At 69.5% G+C, this 22926-nt stretch carries 20 protein-coding genes, 1 tRNA gene and 1 pseudogene; 8 read left to right on the forward strand and 14 right to left on the reverse strand.

What is annotated here, in order from left to right; genetic code table 11:
- Positions 1 to 357: hypothetical protein (locus ACZ60E_RS30760; protein WP_469444665.1), on the forward strand; the 357-nt coding region annotated here is incomplete at its 5' end.
- Between the two features lie 271 nt (positions 358 to 628).
- On the opposite strand, the gene ACZ60E_RS30765 is transcribed toward ACZ60E_RS30760, so the two are convergent.
- Together ACZ60E_RS30765 and ACZ60E_RS30770 are read right to left on the reverse strand one after the other, a co-directional pair.
- Entirely contained in the window at positions 629 to 1924 is a 1296-nt protein-coding gene (locus ACZ60E_RS30765; RefSeq protein WP_469444667.1) for a hypothetical protein, read from the reverse strand.
- A 188-nt stretch (positions 1925 to 2112) separates the two neighbouring features.
- The gene (locus tag ACZ60E_RS30770) at positions 2113 to 2910 is read right to left on the reverse strand and encodes a DUF4097 family beta strand repeat-containing protein (RefSeq protein WP_469444668.1); all 798 of its coding nucleotides are present in this window, start codon (positions 2908 to 2910) and stop codon (positions 2113 to 2115) included.
- Positions 2911 to 3104: 194 nt separating this feature from the next.
- Between ACZ60E_RS30770 and ACZ60E_RS30775 the strand changes: the two genes are divergently transcribed.
- Positions 3105 to 3179, forward strand: a tRNA-Val gene (locus ACZ60E_RS30775).
- A gap of 112 nt (positions 3180 to 3291) precedes the next feature.
- Here the strand turns inward: ACZ60E_RS30775 and ACZ60E_RS30780 are convergent.
- The gene (locus ACZ60E_RS30780; protein WP_469444669.1) at positions 3292 to 3549 is read right to left on the reverse strand and encodes a hypothetical protein; all 258 of its coding nucleotides are present in this window, start codon (positions 3547 to 3549) and stop codon (positions 3292 to 3294) included.
- A gap of 172 nt (positions 3550 to 3721) precedes the next feature.
- On the opposite strand from ACZ60E_RS30780, the gene ACZ60E_RS30785 reads away from it, so the two are divergent.
- From ACZ60E_RS30785 to ACZ60E_RS30795, 3 genes are all read left to right on the forward strand, one after another.
- Positions 3722 to 4354 (forward strand): DUF4383 domain-containing protein, encoded by a 633-nt coding sequence (locus tag ACZ60E_RS30785; protein ID WP_469444671.1) that lies wholly within the window; start codon positions 3722 to 3724, stop codon positions 4352 to 4354.
- A 9-nt stretch (positions 4355 to 4363) separates the two neighbouring features.
- The gene (locus ACZ60E_RS30790) at positions 4364 to 4591 is read left to right on the forward strand and encodes an FmdB family zinc ribbon protein (RefSeq protein ID WP_453793751.1); all 228 of its coding nucleotides are present in this window, start codon (positions 4364 to 4366) and stop codon (positions 4589 to 4591) included.
- 146 nt (positions 4592 to 4737) lie between these two features.
- Positions 4738 to 5418: a DedA family protein gene (locus tag ACZ60E_RS30795; protein ID WP_469444963.1), complete on the forward strand. Its 681-nt coding sequence runs from the start codon at positions 4738 to 4740 to the stop codon at positions 5416 to 5418.
- Here ACZ60E_RS30795 and ACZ60E_RS30800 read toward each other — a convergent pair.
- The 3 genes from ACZ60E_RS30800 to ACZ60E_RS30810 are packed head-to-tail and all read right to left on the reverse strand — an operon-like array spanning position 5402 to position 10021.
- Positions 5402 to 6220, reverse strand: coding sequence for an HAD family hydrolase (locus ACZ60E_RS30800; protein ID WP_469444674.1), 819 nt, complete (start codon positions 6218 to 6220; stop codon positions 5402 to 5404). The genes ACZ60E_RS30795 and ACZ60E_RS30800 overlap by 17 nt on opposite strands.
- Complete coding sequence (locus ACZ60E_RS30805) at positions 6220 to 8823, reverse strand: phosphoribosyltransferase (protein WP_469444675.1); 2604 nt, start codon at positions 8821 to 8823, stop codon at positions 6220 to 6222. The genes ACZ60E_RS30800 and ACZ60E_RS30805 overlap by 1 nt, the downstream gene beginning before the upstream one ends.
- A gap of 34 nt (positions 8824 to 8857) precedes the next feature.
- Positions 8858 to 10021 carry an HpcH/HpaI aldolase/citrate lyase family protein gene (locus ACZ60E_RS30810; protein WP_384807473.1) on the reverse strand — a complete coding sequence of 388 codons (1164 nt, stop codon included), beginning with the start codon at positions 10019 to 10021 and terminating at the stop codon, positions 8858 to 8860.
- 201 nt (positions 10022 to 10222) lie between these two features.
- On the opposite strand from ACZ60E_RS30810, the gene ACZ60E_RS30815 reads away from it, so the two are divergent.
- On the forward strand, positions 10223 to 11113 hold the full coding sequence (locus ACZ60E_RS30815; protein ID WP_385835230.1) for a TerD family protein: 891 nt from the start codon (positions 10223 to 10225) through the stop codon (positions 11111 to 11113).
- 310 nt (positions 11114 to 11423) lie between these two features.
- Here the strand turns inward: ACZ60E_RS30815 and ACZ60E_RS30820 are convergent, their stop codons facing one another.
- The 6 genes from ACZ60E_RS30820 to ACZ60E_RS30845 all read right to left on the reverse strand — a co-directional run bounded on the left by ACZ60E_RS30820 (position 11424) and on the right by ACZ60E_RS30845 (position 16292).
- Complete coding sequence (locus ACZ60E_RS30820; RefSeq protein WP_384807470.1) at positions 11424 to 12161, reverse strand: TerD family protein; 738 nt, start codon at positions 12159 to 12161, stop codon at positions 11424 to 11426.
- A 123-nt stretch (positions 12162 to 12284) separates the two neighbouring features.
- Positions 12285 to 13430 carry a DUF475 domain-containing protein gene (locus tag ACZ60E_RS30825; RefSeq protein WP_384807468.1) on the reverse strand — a complete coding sequence of 382 codons (1146 nt, stop codon included), beginning with the start codon at positions 13428 to 13430 and terminating at the stop codon, positions 12285 to 12287.
- A gap of 279 nt (positions 13431 to 13709) precedes the next feature.
- The gene (locus ACZ60E_RS30830) at positions 13710 to 14285 is read right to left on the reverse strand and encodes a TerD family protein (RefSeq protein WP_384807466.1); all 576 of its coding nucleotides are present in this window, start codon (positions 14283 to 14285) and stop codon (positions 13710 to 13712) included.
- A 133-nt stretch (positions 14286 to 14418) separates the two neighbouring features.
- Complete coding sequence (locus tag ACZ60E_RS30835) at positions 14419 to 14994, reverse strand: TerD family protein (RefSeq protein WP_055617911.1); 576 nt, start codon at positions 14992 to 14994, stop codon at positions 14419 to 14421.
- A 138-nt stretch (positions 14995 to 15132) separates the two neighbouring features.
- Positions 15133 to 15591: a peroxiredoxin gene (locus ACZ60E_RS30840; protein ID WP_384807464.1), complete on the reverse strand. Its 459-nt coding sequence runs from the start codon at positions 15589 to 15591 to the stop codon at positions 15133 to 15135.
- 263 nt (positions 15592 to 15854) lie between these two features.
- Positions 15855 to 16292 carry a DUF3052 domain-containing protein gene (locus ACZ60E_RS30845; RefSeq protein WP_055519877.1) on the reverse strand — a complete coding sequence of 146 codons (438 nt, stop codon included), beginning with the start codon at positions 16290 to 16292 and terminating at the stop codon, positions 15855 to 15857.
- Positions 16293 to 16789: 497 nt separating this feature from the next.
- On the opposite strand from ACZ60E_RS30845, the gene aceE reads away from it, so the two are divergent.
- A complete protein-coding gene (gene aceE / locus ACZ60E_RS30850; protein ID WP_469444680.1) occupies positions 16790 to 19537 on the forward strand; it encodes a pyruvate dehydrogenase (acetyl-transferring), homodimeric type in 2748 nt (915 codons plus the stop codon).
- Between the two features lie 372 nt (positions 19538 to 19909).
- Positions 19910 to 20623 (forward strand): annotated as a pseudogene (locus ACZ60E_RS30855) (potassium channel family protein); the annotation flags it as partial.
- A gap of 69 nt (positions 20624 to 20692) precedes the next feature.
- Here ACZ60E_RS30855 and ACZ60E_RS30860 read toward each other — a convergent pair.
- Entirely contained in the window at positions 20693 to 21001 is a 309-nt protein-coding gene (locus ACZ60E_RS30860; RefSeq protein WP_384807460.1) for a small hydrophobic protein, read from the reverse strand.
- 307 nt (positions 21002 to 21308) lie between these two features.
- Positions 21309 to 22925 carry an MFS transporter gene (locus ACZ60E_RS30865; protein ID WP_384807458.1) on the reverse strand — a complete coding sequence of 539 codons (1617 nt, stop codon included), beginning with the start codon at positions 22923 to 22925 and terminating at the stop codon, positions 21309 to 21311.
- Position 22926 lies beyond the last annotated feature (1 nt).

A 22926-nucleotide genomic window follows, 5' to 3' on the forward strand; every position in this document is an offset into this window, starting at 1 on the left:
TCACGCACCCGCGCGTCCTCCATCGCCCCCGACATCAGCGAGGCGTACAGCTACGGCGGCCACGACGACGGCTACGACGACGAACGCACCGGCCGCTCACGGCAGCGCAGCCAGTCACGCCGCCGCATGGCCAGCCGGTCACGCACCCGCGCGTCCTCCATCGCCCCCGACATCAGCGAGGCGTACAGCTACGGCGGCCACGACGACGGCTACGACGACGAACGCACCGGCCGGTCCCGGTCGCGGTCCCGGCGCAATCAGTCGCGCCGACGCATGGCCAGCCAGTCACGCCACCGCTCGTCGTCGATGTACCCGGACGTCTCCGACGGGTACAGCTACGGCGGCGGCGCCTACTAGGGGCAATACGGAAGTGGACCTTTAGCCGACTGCCGAACCCGGACGGGTGCCCGAGGGCGCCCGTCCGGGAGGTGTACGCCCCAGCTAGGACCTGTCCGGTCGATCACGGCGAAGGAAAGCTGCGGTGCCTTGTGGGCGCCGGTGAGCGGGGTGTGGTGCGTGCAGCTGCAAGGCGGAGGAGGGCGTCGACGCGGAGCGTCGGCAACCGACGACAACGCCGCAGATGTGCGTGCCACACCCCGCGTCTTCGCCGTGATCGACCGGACAGGTCCTAGGCGCCGGCCCCTCGTTCCTCCCGGATCTGCGAAACAACCCCCGCAACAGCCCCCCGCACACCCTCAAGCTCCGTCAAGAAGTGCCAGTAGTCCGGATGCCGCCCCTCCAACGACCCGATCGCCCGCTCCAGCCGAGCCACCGACTCGTCGAGCGGCCGCGCCTGCCGGGGATCGGGCGTGTTGCGCCCGGCCATGGCAAGCCGCTGCGCATCCCGGATGGCGAACCGCGTCCGCTCGATCTCCTGCTGCGGATCCTTCGACACCTCGTTCAGCCGCCGCAGCCGATCCCCCGCCGCGGACACCGCCTCATCGGTCGTGTTCAGCAGAGCCCGCACCGTGGACAGCAGAGCCGTCGCGTCGGCCCACCGCTGCTCCTCCCGAGCGACCCGCGCCTCCGCCAGCTTCGTCTCCGCCTGCCGCACGGCCTCCGCGGCCTGGTCGGGCACATGCTGAAGGTCCTGCCAGCATTCGGCCACGAACCGCCGCCGCAACTCGCTGAGCACCGGATTCACCTGCCCGGACCGCGTGGTGAGCGCCTGCGCGCGCGTCCGCAGCGACACAAGGCGGCGGTCGATCTCGGTGGCCCGCTCCGGCAACCGCTCGGCCTCCGCGCGCACGGCCCCGGCATCCCGGGCGACCCGGTCGGCCCGCTCCAGCGTCTCCGGCACCCCGTGCTGCCCGGCACCCTGGTTGAGCTTGGTCAGCTCGGGTGCGAGCGCGGCAAGACGGGCGGCCAGATCGTCGGCCTTGAGGCCGCTCCCCCGTACCGCGTCGAGCGCGTTGGACGCGGCGAGCAGGGACTGGCGGGCCCGCTCCACGGCCGGGGCGAGCCGGGCAAGCTGCGTCTCGGCCTTGCCGAGCAGCGGCCCGAGCCCCTGTTCGAACCGGTCGAGCTCCCGCTTGACCCGGGTCAGCTCATCCTTGGCCCTGGTCAGCTCCGTACGCGCCTGAGCGGCGACAGAGGCCTCCAGGTCGTCCCGGTCGAGATCATGGGCGTCCACGGCGTCGATGTACGTATGGCTGACCTCGTCGATGCGCCGACCGAGCGCCTCGAAGTCGGCGACCGCGCGCCGGGCGGGCGGGGTGTCGTCGACGGCGGTGATGGTCTCGATCGAGATCCGCAGATCGCGCTGCGCCGTATCGAGCTCGTAGAACGCGGCCGCCGCGGCGTCCTTCGCGGCCTGCGCCTCGGCCCGCTGGCTCTCGGAACGCCCCCCGAACCACCGCCGCGTACCCCCGCCGGCAAAGGCGGCGGGAAGCATGAGCGCGACCAGCGGAAGCGGCAGCAGCACCAGGCCCAACAGATCACGGCCCGCACGGGACCGAGGTACTTGCTGTGCGCACGGCACAAACGGCGTATACGGCTGTGAAGGTGTCGCCGGTGTCGCCGTCACTTCCCTCTCCCGTGCTGAGATCCGTCCTGCCCCGGTGGTGGCCCCGATTCATTCTCCCACCAGGTAAGGACGAACACACGGGCCGGTTAGTTCGCGGTACGCACCGTGACTTTCCCGTCCTGGGTGTGGGCGGACACCACATGGGAGCTGCTGTTGTCACGCGGCACCGACACGTCCACTGCCCCGTCCTGGGCACCGGTCGTGACCCGGTACTTGGCGTCCGGCAGCCCGATGGTGAGCGATCCGTCCTGCCCACGCGCCGAGACCCGGTCCGGAACGGAGGCGAATTCAAGGCGCGCGGACCCGTCCTGCGTGTTCACGTCGACGCGCCGCGAGTCGACACCGGAAGCATGGACGGACCCGTCCTCGGTACGCAGCGTCAGACGCCCGGACACATCCTGGACCCGTACGGACCCGTCAGCGGCGCGAATGTCGAGCGCTTCCTCGAACCCGGTGGCCCGTACGCTCCCGTCCTGGTCCTTCACCGTGAGGGCGACCCCGCGCGGCACGACGATCCGGTGCTTGGCCGAGCAGTCGGCGACCACACCGGAGCAGTGCACCCGCAGCTTGAGAGTGTCGTCCTTGTCCATGCTCCAGGTGATCTCGGGATCCTTGCCGATCGCGACACTGGCCTTGAACCACCGGGTGACCTTGACCTCGTCCACGTCCCCCACGACCAGCTCCAGCGCCGAGTCGTCGGAGTCGACGGTCAATGTCCGGCCGTCGAGCGCGAACGACCGCGTCTCAGGATCCTTGTCCTCATCGGCACTGTTCCCGCACCCGGAGGCAAGAAGCCCCACGGCGACAACCCCCACGCCGACGGCGGCCAGACCCCCGCGCCGCCGCCACCCACCACTGCCCGAAGAACGCTGACGACCACTCATACCGGAACTCCCCCAGATTCGAACACCCAACGCCCCGCCCCGTACCGGGACACACTTCGACCGTACGGATCCGGGCCCGGCCGGGGGATCCGGACCACTCCCGGATCCAGGGTGGGGAAAACCCCCGCACGGCACCCCCCGGGAACGGGTTTGCGGGGCACCACCCCGGGCAATGTAGGCTGTCGACTCGTCCCGGGCGCGTAGCTCAGTGGTAGAGCGCCGCCCTTACAAGGCGGATGTCGGCGGTTCGAAACCGTCCGCGCCCACCAGGTCCAGGACACAGCCAAGGCCCAGGTCAGCCGGTGTGATGCCGGATGCCTGGGCCTTGGGCTTTTTCGTTGGGGCCGATGGGGCCGTGGGGGTCGTCGGGGGCGGTGAGGGTTATCGGTCCTGCGTCGTCGCCCTCCGGAGAGCGGTCGTGCGTTGGGCCGTTGCCACCCCCAGGAACGCGAACCATGTTCCGCCCAGGCATCGGACGGCTAGTTCCCACCAGTCCGCCGGCGCCGCCTCCGGATCCGCCTCCGGCTCCGGCTCCGTGAGGAACTTCGCGATCCACCACACGTCGTAGACCACGATGACGGCCAGCGTCGCGGCCACGAGCGCCGTCGTCCACCAGCGTTCTGGCCAACCCTTGTGCACGTCTCCCCCGGTCAGAGCCGCCTGTGCGGACAGGCACAGTCTGCCCTGGCCGCTTCGGGCCAGAGCTGGCGGGACCGGCTGTCCGGGCGGATGCTGGGGTGGGAGAGGACTGATGTCCTCCCCTCACACCCACCTGAGGGTCCACCCGAGGATCGCACCCGAGGAGGCGGACATGGCCGCGCATGTTCTGCGTACGGCGCCCAGGCGGCGGATCAGGCTCGATGAGCATCTGCCGGTCGATCATCGGCTCAGCATGTTCTACCGGATCGGCGCGGGGCTCATGGGGCTCGTGCTGCTCGTCTTCGGCATTCTGGGGCTGATCGACAAGGTCGGGTTCTTCGACACCCACGGGGACAAGGTGTCGGGGCTGAGCACCAACGGCGCGCTCAGCGTGCTCTCCATCTGTGCCGGGCTGCTGCTCCTCGTCGGCATGGTCATCGGCGGCAACGTCGCCTCGACGATCAACATGGTTCTCGGTGTCCTCTTCATCCTCAGCGGCTTCGTGAACCTCGCCCTGCTCGACACCGACTCCAACTTCCTCGCCTTCCGCATCCCGAACGTGCTGTTCAGCTTCGTGGTCGGCGTGATGCTGATGTTCTTCGGGATGTACGGGCGGGTCGGCTCGGCCCTGCCTCACGACAATCCGTACTGGCGGTCCCGCCATCCCGAACAGGCCGAGCAGGAGCAGCGGGTGAAGGCGGGGGCCGAGTTGCGGGCGAAGGCACTGGACCGGGGCGCGGCCCCCATGGTCTCCGGCTCGGCTCCCCCTCCGGCTCCTCTGGGAGAGGGACGCTCCGACCGCTAACCTGAGCGCATGCCTCGCTATGAATACCGCTGCCGGACCTGCGGCGACACCTTCGAGAAGAGCCGTCCGATGGCCGAGTCGTCCGCGCCCACGGACTGTCCGGCCGGTCACGACGACACGGTGAAGCTGCTGTCGACGGTGGCGGTGGGCGGTTCCGCCTCGGCACCCGCGCCCGCACCGGGCGGCGGAAGTGGTGGCGGCGGTGGCGGTTGTTGCGGCGGGGGATGCTGCGGCTGACACCCGCACATCGGGCACCCGTCACGCATCCGTCACGCACCCGCTGACACCCCGCTTCGGCTCCGGCTTCAGTCTGGCTTCAGCTTCCGTTCTCTAGCGTCGGGTGCGTGACCGAAAGCAGCGCACCGCAGTGGATCAACGGCCTGATGGACACGCTCGGCGCTCCTGGCGCGGGCATCGCCATCGCCCTGGAGAACCTGTTTCCGCCCATCCCGAGCGAGGTGATCCTGCCGCTCGCGGGGTTCGCGGCGAGCACCGGGCAGATGAACCTGTTCGCCGCCCTGCTGTGGACGACGGCCGGTTCGGTGGTCGGGGCGCTCGCGCTGTACGGCGTGGGGGCGCTGCTCGGCCGTGACCGCACCATCGCCATCGCGGCGCGGCTGCCGCTGGTGAAGGTGTCGGACATCGAGAGGACCGAGGCGTGGTTCTCCCGGCACGGGACCAAGGCCGTGTTCTTCGGCCGGATGATCCCTCTCTTCCGCAGCCTGATCTCGGTGCCGGCGGGCGTCGAACGCATGCCCCTGCCCGTCTTCCTCGGTCTGACCACCCTCGGCAGCGCCATCTGGAACACGGTCTTCGTCCTCGCCGGCTATCTGCTCGGCGAGAACTGGACCGACGTCGCCGGCTATGTGTCCGCGTACTCGAAGGTGGTGCTGGCCTGCGCGGCGCTCGCGCTGCTGGTCCTCGTGGGCGTGCGCCTCTTCAGGCCGGGGCGCGGCGGCCGACGCCGTGAGGCGAAGGCCCCCCGTGATCCCCGTGATCGCCGTGATCCCCTTGACGCCCGTACGCCCCGCACTCCTACCGATACCACTACCGGATCGCGCTGAGGAACTCCCCGAGGATCCGCTCCCCCGCGGCCACACCCTGCTCCGGAAGCGCGGTGACCCCCGGCGCCGTCCAGCCCGCCTCGGCCAGTTCGCCGTGGCCCGGGCGCCAGGCGCGGTCCGCGGCCAGCAGCAGGTCGGCGTCGAGCAGGGAGTCGCCGGCCGCGAGGGTGAGGTCCGCGCCCGTACGGCGGGCCACCTCCCGCATGGCCGCGCTCTTGGTGAGCGGCTTCGGTACGGCGTAGACCTTGCGGCCCTGGACGGAGACCGTCCAGCCGCGGTTCTCCGCCCAGCCGGCCAGGTCCTTCGCCCAGTCGGCCGGGAGCAGTTCGCGCTCGACGACGAAGTACACGAAGAGGTCCTCGGCGACCCGCTGCTTGAGCACCCAGGCCGGGTCGGCGGTGGCCGCCATGTGCGCGCGCACCTCGTCCAGGGGGGCGCACTCGTCCGCCAGGCGCGCGGTCACCCGGGCCTGCCACTGCGGGTCGGGGACTCCGTCGACGAGGAGGTGGCCGCCGTTGGCGCAGATCGCGTATTTCGAGGCGGGGCCCGGGAGTCGGATCCGCTGGTACTGCTCGCGTGTACGGGTCGTGGTCGGGACGAAGTCCGCCGCGCCGCCCAGTTCGGTGAGCAGTCCGGCCGCGGTCTCGGTCACGTACGACAGCGGCTTGTTCTGGTAGACCTCGACGCAGAGCAGCCGGGGTGCCTCGGCGTCGGGGCCGGTCAGCGCCAGCGCGTTGGCGGAGTAGATCAGCGTGCGGTCGAGGTCGCTGGCGACCAGTGCGCGCGGAGCGGGTCCGGCCATCAGACCGTCACCGCCTTACCGTCGGCGCCGGTCGCGCCGCGCGTGTACTTGGGGTGGATCAGTCCGACGCAGGTGTACGGGAGTTCGGCGACCTCCTCGACGGGTACGCCGCGCTGTTCGGCGAGCAGGCGTACGTGGTCGAGGTCGGCGCCCGCCCCGGCCCGGGCGAGGATCTTCCAGGGGACGCGGCGCAGCAGCACCCGGGTCGTCTCGCCGACGCCCGGCTTGACGAGGTTCACGTCGTGGATGCCGTACTCCTCGCTGATCCGCTCGACCGCCGCCCAGCCCTCCCAGGTCGGCGAACGGTCCGCGGAGAGCAGTTCCTTGACCCGGTCGTCGACCGCGTCGCCGACCTCGTCGAAGCGGGCGGAGATCGCGTCCAGGAACTCGACGGAGACGTCCGTGGCGGCGAGTTCGCGGTAGAACTTCGCCCCGTGGTAGTCGTGCTCCCCGACCAGGTCGGCGCGGAGCACCGTACGCGAAATGAGCCCGGAGACCGTGGAGTTGAGGCAGGCGGAGGGGATGAGGAAGTCCTCGCGGGTGCCGTACGTGCGCACGCAGGAGCCGGGGTCGGCGAGGACCGCGATCTCCGGGTCGAAGCCGCCGATGCCGTCGGAGGCCTCGAACTCCCGCAGGGCCTCCGCGAGTTCGCGGGTGATGGCGCCCTTGCCGGTCCAGCCGTCGACGAAGACGACGTCGGCCGGGTCGTGGTGGGCGGCCAGCCAGCGCAGGGCGTTGGCGTCGATACCGCGTCCGCGCACGATGGAGACGGCGTAGTGGGGCAGGTCGAGGCCGTGGCGGTGCTGGGCCCAGCGGCGCATCAGGACGCCGACGGGGGTGCCGGCGCGGGCCAGGGAGACGAGCACGGGCCGCGGTGAGCGTTCCGCGAGGACGGTCTCGGTGACCGCGCCGACGGCCAGGGCGATCCGGGCGGCCGAACCGGCGAGCGCGTCGCGGAACAGCTCCTGGTACTCGGGGCTCGGCTGGTACTCCACCGGCAGCGACTCCGCGTAGTGGGCGCCACCGCTCTGGATGGCCTCCTCGCGCTCCTCGACCGGGGCTTCGAGGCGGGTGTCCGAGAGGTCCTGCAGCAGCCAGCCGACCTCGTCCGCCGCGTACGAGGAGAAGTCGGGGCCGCGGAGGGGCTCGGGCAGCATCGAAGGCCTTTCAACTGACTCTGGTGCAGGTTCTTTTGCGGTTTCCGGTACGGATCCGGGAACGTACGAGGGGACGACGGCGAGCAGGACACTGCCCGCGTGCGCGGCGAGCTGCGCCAACAGGCCGTCCGGTGCGTGCAGTTCGGGGGTGTCGGCGGCGGAGTCGACCACGGCGACGACGGCGTCGAAGCCGGCGCCCGCCACGTTGTAGGCGTACCGCTCGCCGGGTCCGTCGGCCGGGCCGTCGTGGGCGGGGAAGACGAGCCGGGTGCGGATCGCGTAGCCGGGGTCGTCGACGGCGAGCACGGGTGAGCGGGTGGTCGTGGAGTAGCGCACCTCGGCGTCGGTCAGCTTCTCCAGCGCGACCCCGAGCCGCAGCGGCGCGTACATCAGCTCCTCGAAGCCGAGGACGAGGACGCGGCCCCGGCGGGCGCGGAGCGGGAGCGCCTCGGCTATTCGGGCCGCCATGGCGGGCAGGGCGCCCTCCAGCCGGACGCGGTGCTCGGGCGTGAAGCCGTGCCGTCCGCCGTCGGCGAGGCCCTGCGGCCAGCCGAGGTCGACGCGGGCGATCGCGCCGGGCCCGGGACGCGACCCGGAGGCCGGGGCCACCGTCGCTCCCCCGCGCTCGGCCGCCACCACCTCCCGCTCGTACTCGCGCTCATGCTCGGCGACCAGCGCCTGCCCCTTCTCCAGTACGCCCTCGGGCAGTCGTACGGTGCCGGAGGCGGCCGTCACCAGGTCCACGGTCGCGTCGATCTCCTGGGCGAAGTCCGCGAGGCGGCCGAGGTCGGCGGCCGAGCGCATGTCGACCAGGGCGACTATCACGTACCGGCCGCGCGGATAGCGTGCGTGCAGGTCACGGATGGTGTTGAGGATCGTGTTGCCGGTGGAGAACTCGTCGTCGACGAGGACGAGCGGGCCGTCGGTGGCGAGCAGGTCCGGGTTCTCCGGGAGCAGGAGGTGCGAGGTGGCGTGCGAGTGGGACTCCTCGAAGCCGCCGGCCGTCGCGACGCCCTCGACCGGGCGCCGGGTGGAGTGCAGGCAGGGGGCGAGGCCCACGCCGTCCGCGACCGAGTGGCCGAGCCCGGTGGCGGTCTCCGCGTACCCGAGGACGACGGCGCGGCCGGCCTCGTCCTCGCCGAGCAGGTCGCGTACGCGCAGCCCGAGCGCGAATCCGTACCCGTACACGACGGCGGGTGACTGCGGTACGTGCTTGCCCAGCACGTTCGACACGAGCAGGTGCGCGCGCTTGGGGTTGCGCCGGAGTGCGAGCCCGAGCAGTTCGCCGAGTCCCTCGTCCCCGACGAGTTCGACGCCGAGGCGCCCGGCGACCCAGCTCCCGGACCAGACCTCGGCGGCGGGGCCGTCGGCGGATCCGGCCCTGGTTCCGGGGCGGAAGCCCGTCGCGGACCAGACGCCGGACCCGTCGTTCACAGCCTTGTTCATGGATTCCTTGTGTGTCAGCCGGGAGGGATGTGTGTCAGCCGGGGATTCCGGCGGCGAGCAGCTCCACGAAGCCGATGTCCTCGTTGGTGACGCCGAAGACCTCGGCGCGCTGGAGGGTGCGCTCCGCCCAGGCGCGGTGCGGCTTCACCTCGTTCATCTTGTTCGTGTACGCGGACCGCAGTACGCCTCCGCCGCCTCGCTCGGGCCGCAGGATGTCCTGGGCGTCGCTGAACTCCTCGTGGCTGACCACGGAGAGGGCGTGCACGGGCAGTACGTGCGAGGGGTGGATGCAGGTCTTGCCCTGGAGCCCGTTGGTCCGGTCGAGGGAGATCTCCCGGAGCAGGCCGTCCATGTCGTGCTCGATGAGGGCGGCGCGCAGGTCCTCGGCCTCGGGGGTGAAGGGGCTGCGGCGCAGTTGCGGCTTGAACATGCGCTCCTGGACGCGGAAGTACTCCCAGACGGGTCCGGTCACCGTGAAGCCGGTGCCGTCGGCCCGCCCGAGGACGTTCACCACGTCCGCGATGACGGAGGCCACTATCTGCACGTCGTACGCGGTCATGTCGGGCGCTCTGCGCAGCCCGTACGCCGAGCAGAAGTCGGTGACGCCGAGCCGCAGCGCCAGCACGCGGTCGCGGTACTTGTCGACGGCCCGGAAGATCCCGGCGAGGGTCTCCGCCCGGGACTCGCGGTACAGCAGTTCGGGCGATTCGAGGACGGGCATGGCGAAGAGCCGCCGCGCGCTCGCGCCCTCGGCCTCGGTGAGCGCCTCCAGGAACGGGACGCCCCGCTCCTCGGTGAACTTCGGCAGTACGAATCCGGACAGGAGCCGCACGGAGGCACCGAGCCGCCGGACGAGGTCGGGTATCTGCTCGGGCGCTCTGACCCGGATGAAGAGCAGGGGCAGCTCGTCCCCGGGACGATCGGCCAGGTCGTGGAACTGCCGGACGAGGTTCTCCTCGGCGTCAGCGACGTCCGCGTCGCCGATCGAGTCCTCCAGGCACACCACCATCGAGACGACTCCGCGACCGGCCTGCTTCACGATGTCGTCGGCGAGCTTCTGCCTGGTCGCGGGGCTGTAGAGGGTGGCTCCGAGTGCTGCGGCCAGCACCCGGGGCGAGGAGTCCGCGGTGAAGACGCACGGCTCCTGGAAGAAGAGGCGGTCCCGCACCTCAGGGGCAAGATGCCCGAAATGACGCATGAGTCTCCCCCGGGGCGGCTAGATGGCCTGACGATATGTGGCCGGTAATAGTACGTAGAGATCCGTGTCCGGGATTCCCATCGGGCATGAAATTCAGGTAACGCAGACAAACACCATTGTGCCCGCCCTGCCGTGCGGCAAGCCGAACGGGAGCGCACCCCCACGTTGTCGTGACCAGGGCCGAGAAGGCAGGATGACCGTATGACGCACGCCATGCTGAAGGGGTCGAACGTCCCGCTGGACGCCACGGCGGTGCGCGCCGTGCTGCGCTGGACGCCGGGACGGGGTGTCCCGGACGTGGATGCCTCCGCACTCCTCCTCGGTCCCGACGGCCGTGTGCGGTCCGACGAGGACTTCGTTTTCTACAACCAGCCCCGGCATCCTTCGGGGAAGGTCTGGCGACTCGGCAAGAAGCGCGTGAACGACGGTCTCGCCGAAGGGCTCACCGATACGATTCAGTCGGATCTGGCGGGCGTTGACAACGGTGTGGGACGGATTCTCCTTGTCGCTTCCGCCGACGGCGTCACCTTCGACCGGGTACGCGGGCTGCGGATCGTGGTGTTCGACGCCACGATCGGGGACGCGGAGCCGCTGGCGTACTTCGACATCAAGCCGGAGACCGGTGAGGAAACCGCGCTGATCTGCGGTGAACTGTACCGGCGCGGCGAGGGCTGGAAGTTCCGGGCCCTCGGCGAGGGCTATTCGAACGGGCTGCAGGGGCTCGCGGCCGACTTCGGCATCTCGGTGGACGAGTCCGGGGCCGAGGAAGGGCTGGCGTCCGCCGGGCGGGCCGGTGCGCAGCCGCTGCCGCCCGAGGAGCCGACCACGCAGGTGCCGCAGCAGCCGGTGCAGCCCGCGTACGGGTATCCGCCGGCGGCGCCCGGTCCGGAGCCGACGCGGCAGCAGCCGCCTGCCACGCAGCCGGCCTACGGGTATCCGCAGCCGACCAGTGCGCCTGCGTACGGGTATCCGCCGCCGCCCCAGCCCGCGGCGGCGGCTCCGTCCGGGTACGGCTACCCCCAGCCGGTGGGGCCGGGTCCCGACCCGGACTTCCGGCTCCCGCCGCAGGGACCGCAGTTCATCGGCCGATAGCGACAGGCCGCTCCTTTCAGGGGCGCGGGGAACGGCGCAATCCTTTGCCTTTGGGGGCGCGGGGGCGGACGTGAGCGCTTTTAGGGGCGCGGGGAACTGCGCGACCAGCCACGACGGCGCCGCACCCGCCCCCGAACGCACATTCCCGAGCCCGGGGGCGCCCCGGCGAAGCCAACCGCGGGCAGCACGTCGGCTGCGGCCCGGTGGGGGCGGATCGCGCAGTTCCCCGCGCCCCTGACGGGGCACCGTACGTCCATGGCCGCGGGTGGTTCGTGGCTGGGCGCGCAGTTCCCCGCGCCCCTGACGGGCGCTAACGGTCGGCCTTGGCCTTGTAGCCTCGGCCCCATTGAAGGCCCCAGCCGTAGAGGCGGTCCAGCTCTGCCTGGAAGCCGTACACGAACTTCACCTCGCGTCGCACGACCAGCTCGTTCTTGACGTTCTCGATCATGACGACCGCGCAGGAGCGGGCCTGGGAGTGCCGCTCGTCGAGCCCGATCTCGATCCGGGGCCCGTTGCTCGGGTAGAGGGTCACGATCGCGTGCGTACGGTCGAAGGCGGGGGTCTGGTCGTAGATGTAGACGAAGACCAGCAGCCGCTTGATGTTCTCCCGGTGGTCGAGGTTGACGAAGATCGTCTCGCCCGAACCGGAGCCGAACCGGTCGTCACCGCTGAGCTTCACGTAGGGCGCGCCGTTCAGGTCCCCCAGGAAGCCCCCGAGCGGCTGGACGACTCCCTTGCTGCCGTCGGTCAGCTCGTACATGCAGCCGAGGTCGAGGTCGACGTTGACCATGGACTGGGTGTGCGCCTGCACCACTTCCGGCTTCAGGGCCTTGAAGGGGTGCCGCAGCAGACTGCCCCGCTGGGCCCCGCCTATGTCGGAGGTCCGCATCCGCCACGAGAGGTTGATACGGAGATTGCCGGTCGCCGCACCCTGCTTGCTGAGTGAGATCGTCTGGTTCCGTTTGGTCAGTTCGATGGCGTTGGTCGCCGCGCTGCCCGAGTCGAACTGCGTCGACCGCCCGCGCCACAGGCCTTCCCAGAAACTCATTCCCGCCCCCACCTCGCCCGTTCACCCCGCCCCGACGAAGGATCGGGGCCTCATGCGCCGGGGCGGCTGCCGAGGACTCCTCGGCAGCCGCCCCTCACAGAGCGTTCCTCAACCTGACCGGTGTCACACCCCGGACGAGACCTCTGTCTTGTCGTCCGAGGGGTCAGCTTTTCCCTCCGCCGCCTCCAGCGCCTTGTTGCGGCGCACGGAGGACCAGAAGGACCAGGCGATCAGGACGACACCGATGAGGCCGGTGATGATCTCGTTGACCTCGAAGCGGATGGTGATCAGCAGGATGCCGGCGAGCGCGCCGATGGCGTAGTGGGCGCCGTGCTCCAGGTACACGTAGTCGTCGAGGGTGCCCTGGCGGACCAGGTACACGGTCAGCGAACGGACGTACATCGCGCCGATGCCGAGACCCAGCGCCATCAGGACGATGTCGTTGGTGATGGCGAACGCGCCGATCACGCCGTCGAAGGAGAAGGACGCGTCCAGCACTTCGAGGTACAGGAACATGAAGAAGGCGGCCTTGCCGACGAGGGCTCCGGCGGAGATCTCCTTGCCCTTGGCCTTGGCCTCCTCCTCGGCCTCGTGCTCGCGCTCCTCCGCCTCTTCGAGGCGGTTCTCGAAGAACCCGGAGAGCCCGCCGACGACCAGGTACGTGATGAGGCCGGCGACTCCGGAGAGCAGGACCGTCTCCGCCTTGTCGGCGGAGCCCGCGTGCAGATGGGCCTGCGGGGCCAGGAACAGCGCGGTGAAGAGCAGGATGATCAGGGCGATGCAGGCCGACAGCATGTCGACCTTGCCGAGCTTGGCGAGCGGACGCTCCAGCCAGCCCAGCCACTTGATGTCACGGTCCTCGAAAATGAAGTCGAGGAAGATCATCAAGAGGAACATGCCACCGAAGGCGGCGATCGACGGGTGGGCGTCGGTCACCAGTTCCTGGTAACGGTCGGCGTCGTTCAGGGCGAGGTCGACCGCTTCGATGGGGCCGAGCGAGGCACTGATCGCGACGATCACGACGGGGAAGACGAGCCGCATTCCGAAGACGGCGATCAGAATGCCGACGGTGAGGAAGATCTTCTGCCAGAAGGCACTCATCTTCTTCAGGATTCCGGCGTTGACCACCGCGTTGTCGAAGGACAGCGAGATTTCGAGGATGGACAGGATCAGCACGATCCCGAACGCGGTCCATCCGCCGATCAAAACCGCTGCGACCAGACCGAGCGCGGTGACCGCGAACGACCAGCCGAAGGTTTTCAGAACCACTGGCTACCCAATCGTGAGTTGGGGGGCTACCCCCGGACGAAGTCCGGAGGGGGTTTCCCCCCGCCGTACCCGGCTTTACGAAACATTGACCTCGAAGTCTAGAGGGCCGACTCCCCGAAGGAGAGGGCCGGGCCCTTTCGCTCGAAAAGTCGCAGGTCCAGGGGGTCCCCACCCAGGTGACGCGCCTTCTGCCACCTGGGCCGTCTCACGCACCGGCACCACTTCGTGACACCACGGCCGACCCTCTGACCACAGGGGTCGCCTGCCGCGCACTCGGCTTTACGAAACGTTGACCCCGAAGTCGAGGGCGATGCCGCGCAGCCCGGACGCGTAGCCCTGGCCGACCGCGCGGAACTTCCACTCGCCGCCGTAGCGGTAGACCTCGCCGAAGATCATCGCGGTCTCCGTGGAGGCGTCCTCGGAGAGGTCGTAGCGGGCGAGCTCCTGGCCGTCGGCCTGGTTGACGACCCGGATGAACGCGTTGCTCACCTGGCCGAAGGTCTGGCCGCGGTTGTCGGCGTCGTGGATGGAGACCGGGAAGACGATCTTCTCCACATTGGCGGGCACCTTGTGGAGGTCGATGAGGATGGACTCGTCGTCGCCCTCGCCCTCACCGGTGAGGTTGTCCCCGGTGTGCTCGACCGAGCCGTCGGGGCTCTTGAGCTGGTTGTAGAAGATGAACCACTCGTCGCCGAGCACCCGGCCCGAGTTGCACATCAGCGCGCTGGCGTCGAGGTCGAAATCCGCTCCGGTGGTGGAGCGTGCGTCCCAGCCGAGCCCGACCATCACTTGCGTGAGGTTCGGTGCGGCCTTGGAGAGGGAGACATTGCCTCCCTTGGCGAGCGTGACACCCATGTTTGGTCCTCCCCGGTGAAGCCGTTTGGTTGTGCCGTGGTAGCAGCACGTCCGGCGCCGCACTAGGAGTGTGCGGCGCCGGACGGAAAGCGGTGGAGCGACTCGGGGCCGTCCTGCGGCCCCGGGAAACGGCTCAGACGTTGACGCCGAAGTCCTGCGCGATGCCGCGCAGGCCCGAGGCGTAGCCCTGGCCGATGGCGCGGAACTTCCACTCCGCGCCGTGGCGGTACAGCTCGCCGAAGACCATGGCGGTCTCCGTCGAGGCGTCCTCGGAGAGGTCGTACCGGGCGATCTCCGCCTCGCCGGCCTGGTTCACGACGCGGATGAACGCGTTGCGCACCTGGCCGAACGACTGCTGGCGGTTCTCGGCGTCGTAGATCGAGACCGGGAAGACGATCTTCTCGATGTCGGCGGGGACCCCGGCGAGATTGACCTTGATCTGCTCGTCGTCGCCCTCGCCCTCACCGGTGGTGTTGTCACCGGTGTGCTCGACGGAGCCGTCGGGGCTCTTCAGGTTGTTGAAGAACACGAAGTTGGCGTCACTGCTGACCTTGCCCTCCGCGTTCGTCAGGATCGCGCTCGCGTCGAGGTCGAAGTCGGTACCGGTGGTGGTGCGGATGTCCCACCCCAGACCGATGATGACCGCGGTCAGGCCCGGGGCCTCCTTCGACAGCGATACGTTGCCGCCCTTGCTGAGGCTGACTCCCACGAGTACTCCCATTGGTGTCCGGGGGCGGGAAGCCCCGTAGTGCGTTGGTATCGGATCAACGTGTCGATCCTAGTGAGAGGTTCCCCGTCCCCGCAGTGCCTGGGGCACGAAGAATCCCGAAGTGTCGGCATCCACGCCCTACAGGGCGTCGAGCGCCGTCACGTACTCGTCCAGGTCCCGTGCGTCCGGCAGGGCGTTGACGACGGTCCAGCGGACGACGCCCTCCTTGTCGATGACGAAGGTGCCGCGCACCGCGCAGCCCTTGTCCTCGGCGAACACTCCGTACGCGCGCGAGACCTCGCCGTGCGGCCAGAAGTCCGACAGCAGCGGGTACTCCAGGCCCTCCTGCTCGCCGAAGACGCGCAGGGTGTGGATGGAGTCGTTCGAGACGGCGAGGAGCTGGGTGTCGCGGTCGGCGAACCGCGGCAGGTTGTCGCGCAGCTCGCACAGTTCGCCGGTGCACACGCCCGTGAAGGCGAAGGGGTAGAAGAGCAGCACCACGTTCTTCGCGCCCCGGAAGTCGGAGAGCTTCACGGTGGCACCGTGGTTGTCCTTCAGCTCGAAGTCCGGGGCCTTGTCGCCGACCTCGATCGCCATGGTCCTGCGTCCCTTCGGTAGATCGGGCTGTTCGGGTGACACCCACCCTACGCAGACCCCCCGAAAGCGGACCACGCGCCCCACCGGCCCTGTAAGGGGCGCGGGGAACTGCGCGCTCAGCCACGACGGCGCCGCACCCGACAGACAGGCCCGTGGATCCCCGTGCGGCCCGGTGGGGGCTGGCCGCGCAGTTCCCCGCGCCCCCAAAGGGACGAGGCCCCCGCCGACAGAGTCGGCGGGGGCCTCCTGGCCTCGGCAGCGCCTCAGCGCTTCTTGGCCGCCGTCTTCGGCGTAGCCAGCTTCGTGCCGCTCCAGTCCTTCCCCACGCTGATGCCCTTGGTCTGGGACAGACCCGCGGTCGTCACAGCTTCGGCGATGTCGCTGGGCTCCACATAACCGTCTCGGCCGGTCTTGGGCGTCAGCAGCAGGACGGCGCCGCCCTCTTCGACGTACGTGGTGGCATCCACCAGCGCATCCGTCAGGTCGCCGTCGTCGTCTCGGAACCAGAGCACAACGGCGTCGGCGACGTCGTCGTACTCCTCGTCCATGAGCTCGCTGCCGATTACTTCTTCAATGGCCGAGCGGAGCTCCTGGTCGACGTCGTCGTCGAAGCCGATCTCCTGGACCACCTGCTCGGGCTGGAATCCCAGCCTGGCGGCCAGGCTCGTCCGCTCCTCCGCGTGGTCCGCGGTCGCGCTCACGGGTTGCCTCCTGATCATGTTCGGTAATGGGGTCCTCCCCGGCCCGGGCGAAGCCGAGATCCTGGGGAAGTTCAAGCCACGCGCGTGCGCGCAGCATTGGCCGTAGTCCACACGGGCGGGGCGGATCGCGCAAGTACCCGGCCGTCAAGACCGCCGAAACGGTGACGATCCAGGCCGTGTCGCCGCAACTCCAGTCAGGGAATCACAGCCGTTGGTGACGCACACCACAGGAATCTGCCCGGTTTGTGAATTTCGGAACCCTACGAGGGTACGAGACTCGAATGCCTTTGCGGTACGCGTCACGGGTCGGGCGTATCGTTGCGATTTGCCGGACCCGCCCTTGGGAGAACGGTTCGAACGTGTCGGTTACCTCTCGGTAGAGATGACGTTTCCGCTCCCGAGGTACACGATGGGGAACGGTGCAGACGCCCAGGAAACCAGAGAAAAAGCAAAGAAAAAACTGAGAAGAAGCGGCCCCCCGAGAGCGAAGGAACAGCGTGGCTTCCGGACCCGATCGCAACCCGATCATCATTGGCGGCCTTCCGAGTCAGGTCCCTGACTTCGATCCCGAAGAGACCCAGGAGTGGCTCGACTCCCTCGACGCCGCCGTGGACCAGCGCGGCCGGGAGCGGGCGCGCTATCTCATGCTGAGGCTGATCGAACGCGCCCGCGAGAAGCGCGTGGCCGTTCCCGAGATGCGCAGCACCGACTACATCAACACCATCGCCACCAAGGACGAGCCGTTCTTCCCCGGCAACGAGGAGATCGAACGCAAGATCCTCAACGCGACCCGCTGGAACGCGGCCGTGATGGTGTCCAGGGCCCAGCGGCCCGGTATCGGTGTCGGCGGCCACATCGCCACCTTCGCGTCCTCCGCCTCGCTCTACGACGTCGGCTTCAACCACTTCTTCCGCGGCAAGGACGGGGGTGACGGCGGCGACCAGATCTTCTTCCAGGGGCACGCCTCCCCCGGTATCTACGCCCGCGCGTTCCTCCTGGACCGCCTCGACGAGGCGCAGCTGGACGCGTTCCGCCAGGAGAAGTCGAAGGCCCCGCGCGCGCTGTCCTCGTACCCGCATCCGCGTTCCATGCCGGACTTCTGGGAGTTCCCGACCGTCTCCATGGGTCTGGGTCCGCTCGGGGCGATCTTCCAGGCGCGGATGAACCGCTACATGGCGGCGCGCGACATCGCGGACACCTCCACATCCCACGTCTGGGCGTTTCTCGGCGACGGCGAGATGGACGAGCCGGAGTCGCTCGGGCAGCTGTCCATCGCCGCGCGCGAGGGCCTGGACAACCTCACGTTCGTCGTCAACTGCAACCTGCAGCGCCTCGACGGTCCCGTACGCGGCAACGGAAAGATCATCCAGGAGCTGGAGTCGCAGTTCCGGGGTGCCGGCTGGAACGTCGTCAAGCTGGTCTGGGACCGCAGCTGGGACCCGCTGCTCGCGCAGGACCGCGACGGCGTGCTCGTCAACCAGCTGAACACCACGCCCGACGGCCAGTTCCAGACGTACGCCACCGAGACGGGCTCGTACATCCGCGAGCACTTCTTCGGTCACGACCACCGGCTGCGGGCGATGGTCGAGAACATGAGCGACGACCAGATCCTGCACCTGGGCCGCGGCGGTCACGACCACCGCAAGGTCTACGCGGCCTTCGCGGCGGCCAAGGCGCACAAGGGCCAGCCGACCGTGGTCCTCGCCCAGACGGTCAAGGGCTGGACGCTCGGCCCGAACTTCGAGGGCCGCAACGCCACGCACCAGATGAAGAAGCTGACGGTCGCCGACCTCAAGGGCTTCCGCGACCGGCTGCACCTGCCGATCACCGACAAGGAGCTGGAGTCCGGCGCGCCGCCGTACTACCACCCGGGCCGGGACTCCGAAGAGATCCAGTACATGCACGACCGCCGCAAGGGGAACGGCGGGTACGTCCCGACGCGTGTCGTGCGCTCGAAGCCGCTCGCACTGCCCGAGGACAAGACGTACGCGAGTGTGAAGAAGGGTTCGGGACAGCAGTCGATCGCCACGACCATGGCGTTCGTACGGCTACTCAAGGACCTCATGCGGGACAAGGAGATCGGCAAGCGGTTCGTGCTGATCGCACCGGACGAGTACCGCACGTTCGGCATGGACTCGTTCTTCCCGAGCGCGAAGATCTACAACCCGCTGGGGCAGCAGTACGAGGCCGTGGACCGGGATCTGCTCCTCGCGTACAAGGAGTCGCCGACCGGTCAGATGCTGCACGACGGCATCTCGGAGGCGGGCTGTACGGCCTCCCTGATCGCGGCAGGATCGGCCTACGCCACGCACGGCGAACCGCTCATCCCGGTGTACGTCTTCTACTCGATGTTCGGTTTCCAGCGCACCGGTGACCAGTTCTGGCAGATGGCCGACCAGTTGGCGCGCGGCTTCGTACTGGGTGCGACCGCGGGACGTACGACTCTGACCGGTGAGGGTCTGCAGCACGCGGACGGGCACTCGCAGCTGCTCGCCTCGACCAACCCGGGCTGTGTCGCGTACGACCCGGCCTACGGGTTCGAGATCGCGCACATCGTGAAGGACGGGCTGCGGCGGATGTACGGCTCGTCCGACGAGCACCCGCACGGCGAGGACGTCTTCTACTACCTCACCGTCTACAACGAGCCGATCCAGCACCCGGCCGAGCCGGCGGACGTCGACGTCGAGGGCATCCTCGCGGGCATCCACCGCTTCGCGGCGGGGACCTCGGGCTCCATCCCGGCGCAGATCATGGCGTCCGGTGTGGCCGTGCCGTGGGCCGTCGAGGCGCAGCGGCTGCTCGCCGAGGACTGGGACGTACGGGCCGACGTGTGGTCGGCGACCTCCTGGAACGAGCTGCGGCGCGAGGCCGTGGAGGTGGAGCGGCACAACCTGCTGCACCCGGAGGAGGAGCAGCGGGTTCCGTATGTGACACGGAAGCTGTCGGGCGCCGAGGGGCCGTTCGTGGCCGTTTCCGACTGGATGCGGTCCGTTCCCGACCAGATCTCGCGGTGGGTGCCGGGGACGTACCAGTCACTGGGCGCCGACGGGTTCGGGTTCGCCGACACGCGCGGAGCCGCCCGGCGGTTCTTCCACATCGACGCGCAGTCGATCGCGGTGGGGGTCCTGACGGAACTCGCCCGCGAGGGGAAGGTCGATCGGTCGCTGCTGAAGCAGGCGATCGACCGGTATCAGTTGCTCGATGTGGCTGCGGCCGATCCCGGAGCCGCGGGTGGGGACGCGTAACGCGTCGCGCTCCGCGCGGGGTCGCGCCTCCGGGCGCGGGTGCGTGGGGGCCGGGCGCGCCGTTCCCCGCGCCCCTGACGGGGCGCCCCTGGTGAGCGTGGCCTAAGGGCTGTCTGACAATTCCCGTCGTCGCCCGGAGGGCGGCCGGGCGGCGTCAGGTGCGTGCTCTCGCCGTGCCGGGCACAGAGCCTCGTACTGGACGTACTTGGCTCTGTGCCCGGTGCGGCGAGTGGGGGTCCCCCCGGCCGGAGGCTGGGGGAGCGTGCATGGCGTCGCCCGGCAGACGGGAATTGTCAGACAGGCCCTAGCACAGTGCGGGGAGGGCGGTGGACCTCGGGTTCGCCGCCCTTTCGGCTTTTCTACGATGCCGGTATGGAAGAGCAGTCGGCTCAAGTCCGTTGGGAGCGGCGGACCCAGCGGGTGCTGCTGGGGCTCGCGACGGTGTTCGCCGTCGCGTACGCCGTGCCGATCGTGTGGCCCGCCGCCGACCCGGACGTGACCTTCTGGTGCATGGCGGTGGAGTGGGGGGTGTGGGGCGTCTTCGCCCTGGACTACCTCGTGCGGCTCGCTCTCTCCGAGCGGCGCCGGGAGTTCGTGCGTACGCACTGGCTCGACCTGTGCGCGGTGCTGCTGCCGGTGATCCAGCCGATGCGGCTGCTGCGGCTCGTGTCCACCCTGCTGCTGGTCGGGCAGCGGGCGCGGATCGCCCCGCAGATACGGCTCACCACCTATGTCGTGGGCACGGTGGTGGCGTTGCTGATGTTCGGCTCGCTCGCCGTGCTGTCCGTCGAGCGGGAGGCGCCCGGCGGCAACATCCGGACGCTGGACGACGCGGTGTGGTGGGCGTTCACCACGATGACGACCGTCGGGTACGGGGATCACGCGCCGACGACCGGGCTCGGGCGGGTCACAGCGGTCGGGCTGATGCTCTCCGGGATCGCCCTGCTGGGTGTGGTGACCGCCAACATCGCGGCGTGGTTCATCTCGCGGTTCGAGTCCGACGACGTGGAGGAACGGCGGCAGACCGCGGCGATCGAGGCGCTGACGGAGGAGGTCCGGAGCATTCGGGCGCTGGTCACCGCGTTGATTCCGGATCAACGCGCGGTTCCCCGCCCCCTTTTCGGGGGCGGGGAACCATTCGCTTGTCCGGCCCGGTCAGAACATCATGCCGCCGGGGGCTGCCGATCCGACCATCCAGACGACGGCCAGAACGGTGTCGATCGCTCCCAGTACCAGGGCAATCAATGCCGGTACCGGGCGGGCGCCGTTCCATCGGCGCCCCATTGCCAGCCAGCCGCAGACGATGGCCGCCGGGCCGAGGATGATCCCCAGCACAAAGAATCCGGCGACCGCGCAGATGACTCCGATGATTCCGAGCGTCGCGCTGTCCGGCCCGCTCCGTGACCTCGTCCGGCTACGTGAGCGAGGGTGTTTGCGCGTGGTGTGACCGAAGCCCGCCATCATCAACTCCCTGGACCTCTGAGCCGACCGAATGCCGGTCGGTTCGGGCTCGGAAGTCGGGTACCCCGGTCATGTCAATTCAGACGCGTACTTCTTTGAAGCGGTTGCGCGGCGTGCTGCCCCCCTCCGGCAGCACGCCGCCACTGCAACCGAACTGCCCGTTCCGTACAGATCAGTTGAGACCACTCTGACCTGGGATACGGGCGGTATGAAAGTCATACGCAGAGGTGTCACCCGGATAAGCGAAAACCCCGCCGAGAGAACTCGGCGGGGTGTAAAGGGATTCCGGAACCGGACTGGATGTGCCGGACTAGATGTGGCCGACTCCCGCGCCCGCCTCCGCGTTGGCGCCCCTCTTGGTGAGGAAGGCGACGAAGACGGCGACGACGGCGACACCCGCCGCGACCAGGCTCGCCAGGCTCATGCCCGAGATGAACGTGTCGTGGGCGACGTCCGTGATCTTCGCGGCGATCTCGGGCGGGGTGCCCGGGGCCACCGGCGGCGCGCCGACCTGCACCGCTTCCGCGGCCTGGTCCAGCTCGGCCGGGGAGAGCTCCGGGAGGCCCGCGGCGGCCCAGTTGCCCGCGAGGTCGTTGTCGACCTTGGAGGCCATCACCGCACCCAGGACCGCCGTGCCGAGGCTGCCGCCGATCTGCATGGCGGCCTGCTGAAGGCCTCCCGCGACACCGGACAGCTCCATCGGCGCGTTGCCCACGATGACCTCCGTGGCGCCGACCATGACGGGCGCGAGGCCGAGGCCGAGCAGTCCGAACCAGATCGACATGAGCCCGCTGCCGGTGTCGGTCTCCAGGGTCGAGATGCCGAACATGGCGACGGCCGTGAACGCCATGCCGCCCGCGAGCGGCACGCGCGGCCCGGTCTTGCCGATCAGCGCGCCGGCCAGCGGCGAGCCGACGATCATCATGCCGGTGAGCGGCAGCAGATGCAGACCCGCGTCGATCGGGCTCATCCCGTGCACGTTCTGGAGGTAGAAGGTGACGAAGAACAGGCCGCCCATGAAGGCGATCGCCATGAGCACCATCAGGACCACACCGGCCGACAGCGGCACCGAGCGGAAGAGGGCGAGCGGGATGAGCGGTTCGCGCACCCGGTTCTCCCAGAACGCGAACAGGGCGAAGCCCACCACGGAGATCCCGAGGAACGACCAGGTCAGCGCGGCTCCCCAGCCCCACGCGGGGGCCTTGATGAGCGCCCAGACCAGACAGAACATGGCGCCGGACAGCAGGCCGATGCCGAGCAGGTCGAAGGAGCGCGGCGCGTTCTTCGCCCGGTGGTCGGTGAGGATCACCGCGCCGAGGACGACCGCGAGGATGCCGACCGGCACGTTGATGAAGAAGACGGACTGCCAGCTCACGTGCTCGACGAGCACTCCGCCGAGGATCGGGCCGCCCGCGGTGGAGGCGCCGATGACCATGCCCCAGATGCCGATCGCCATGTTCAGCTTCTCGGCCGGGAAGGTGGCGCGCAGCAGGCCGAGCGCGGCCGGCATCAGCAGCGCGCCGAACAGACCCTGGAGCACCCGGAAGACCACCACGAAGGCGATGCTGTCGGAGAGCCCGATGGCCCCCGAGGCCGCCGCGAAGCCGACCACGCCGATGAGGAAGGTCTGGCGGTGGCCGAACCGGTCGCCGAGCTTGCCCGCCGTGATCAGCGTGACGGCGAGCGCGAGGAAGTAGCCGTTCGTGATCCACTGGACGTCGGCGAAGGTGGCACCGAGGTCCTTCTGGATGGCCGGGTTCGCGATGGCCACGATGGTGCCGTCGAGGGCCACCATCATGACGCCGACGGCCACGGTGATGAGGGTGAACCACGGGTGGCCGCGCAGCCCCTCGGCCGGAGCCGGGCCGGAGGCGGCCGGGGCCTCGTCGGCGGGGCCCGTCTTGTCGACGGTGGTCTGACTAGTCATA

The organism is Streptomyces sp. NPDC102514 (assembly GCF_055584525.1).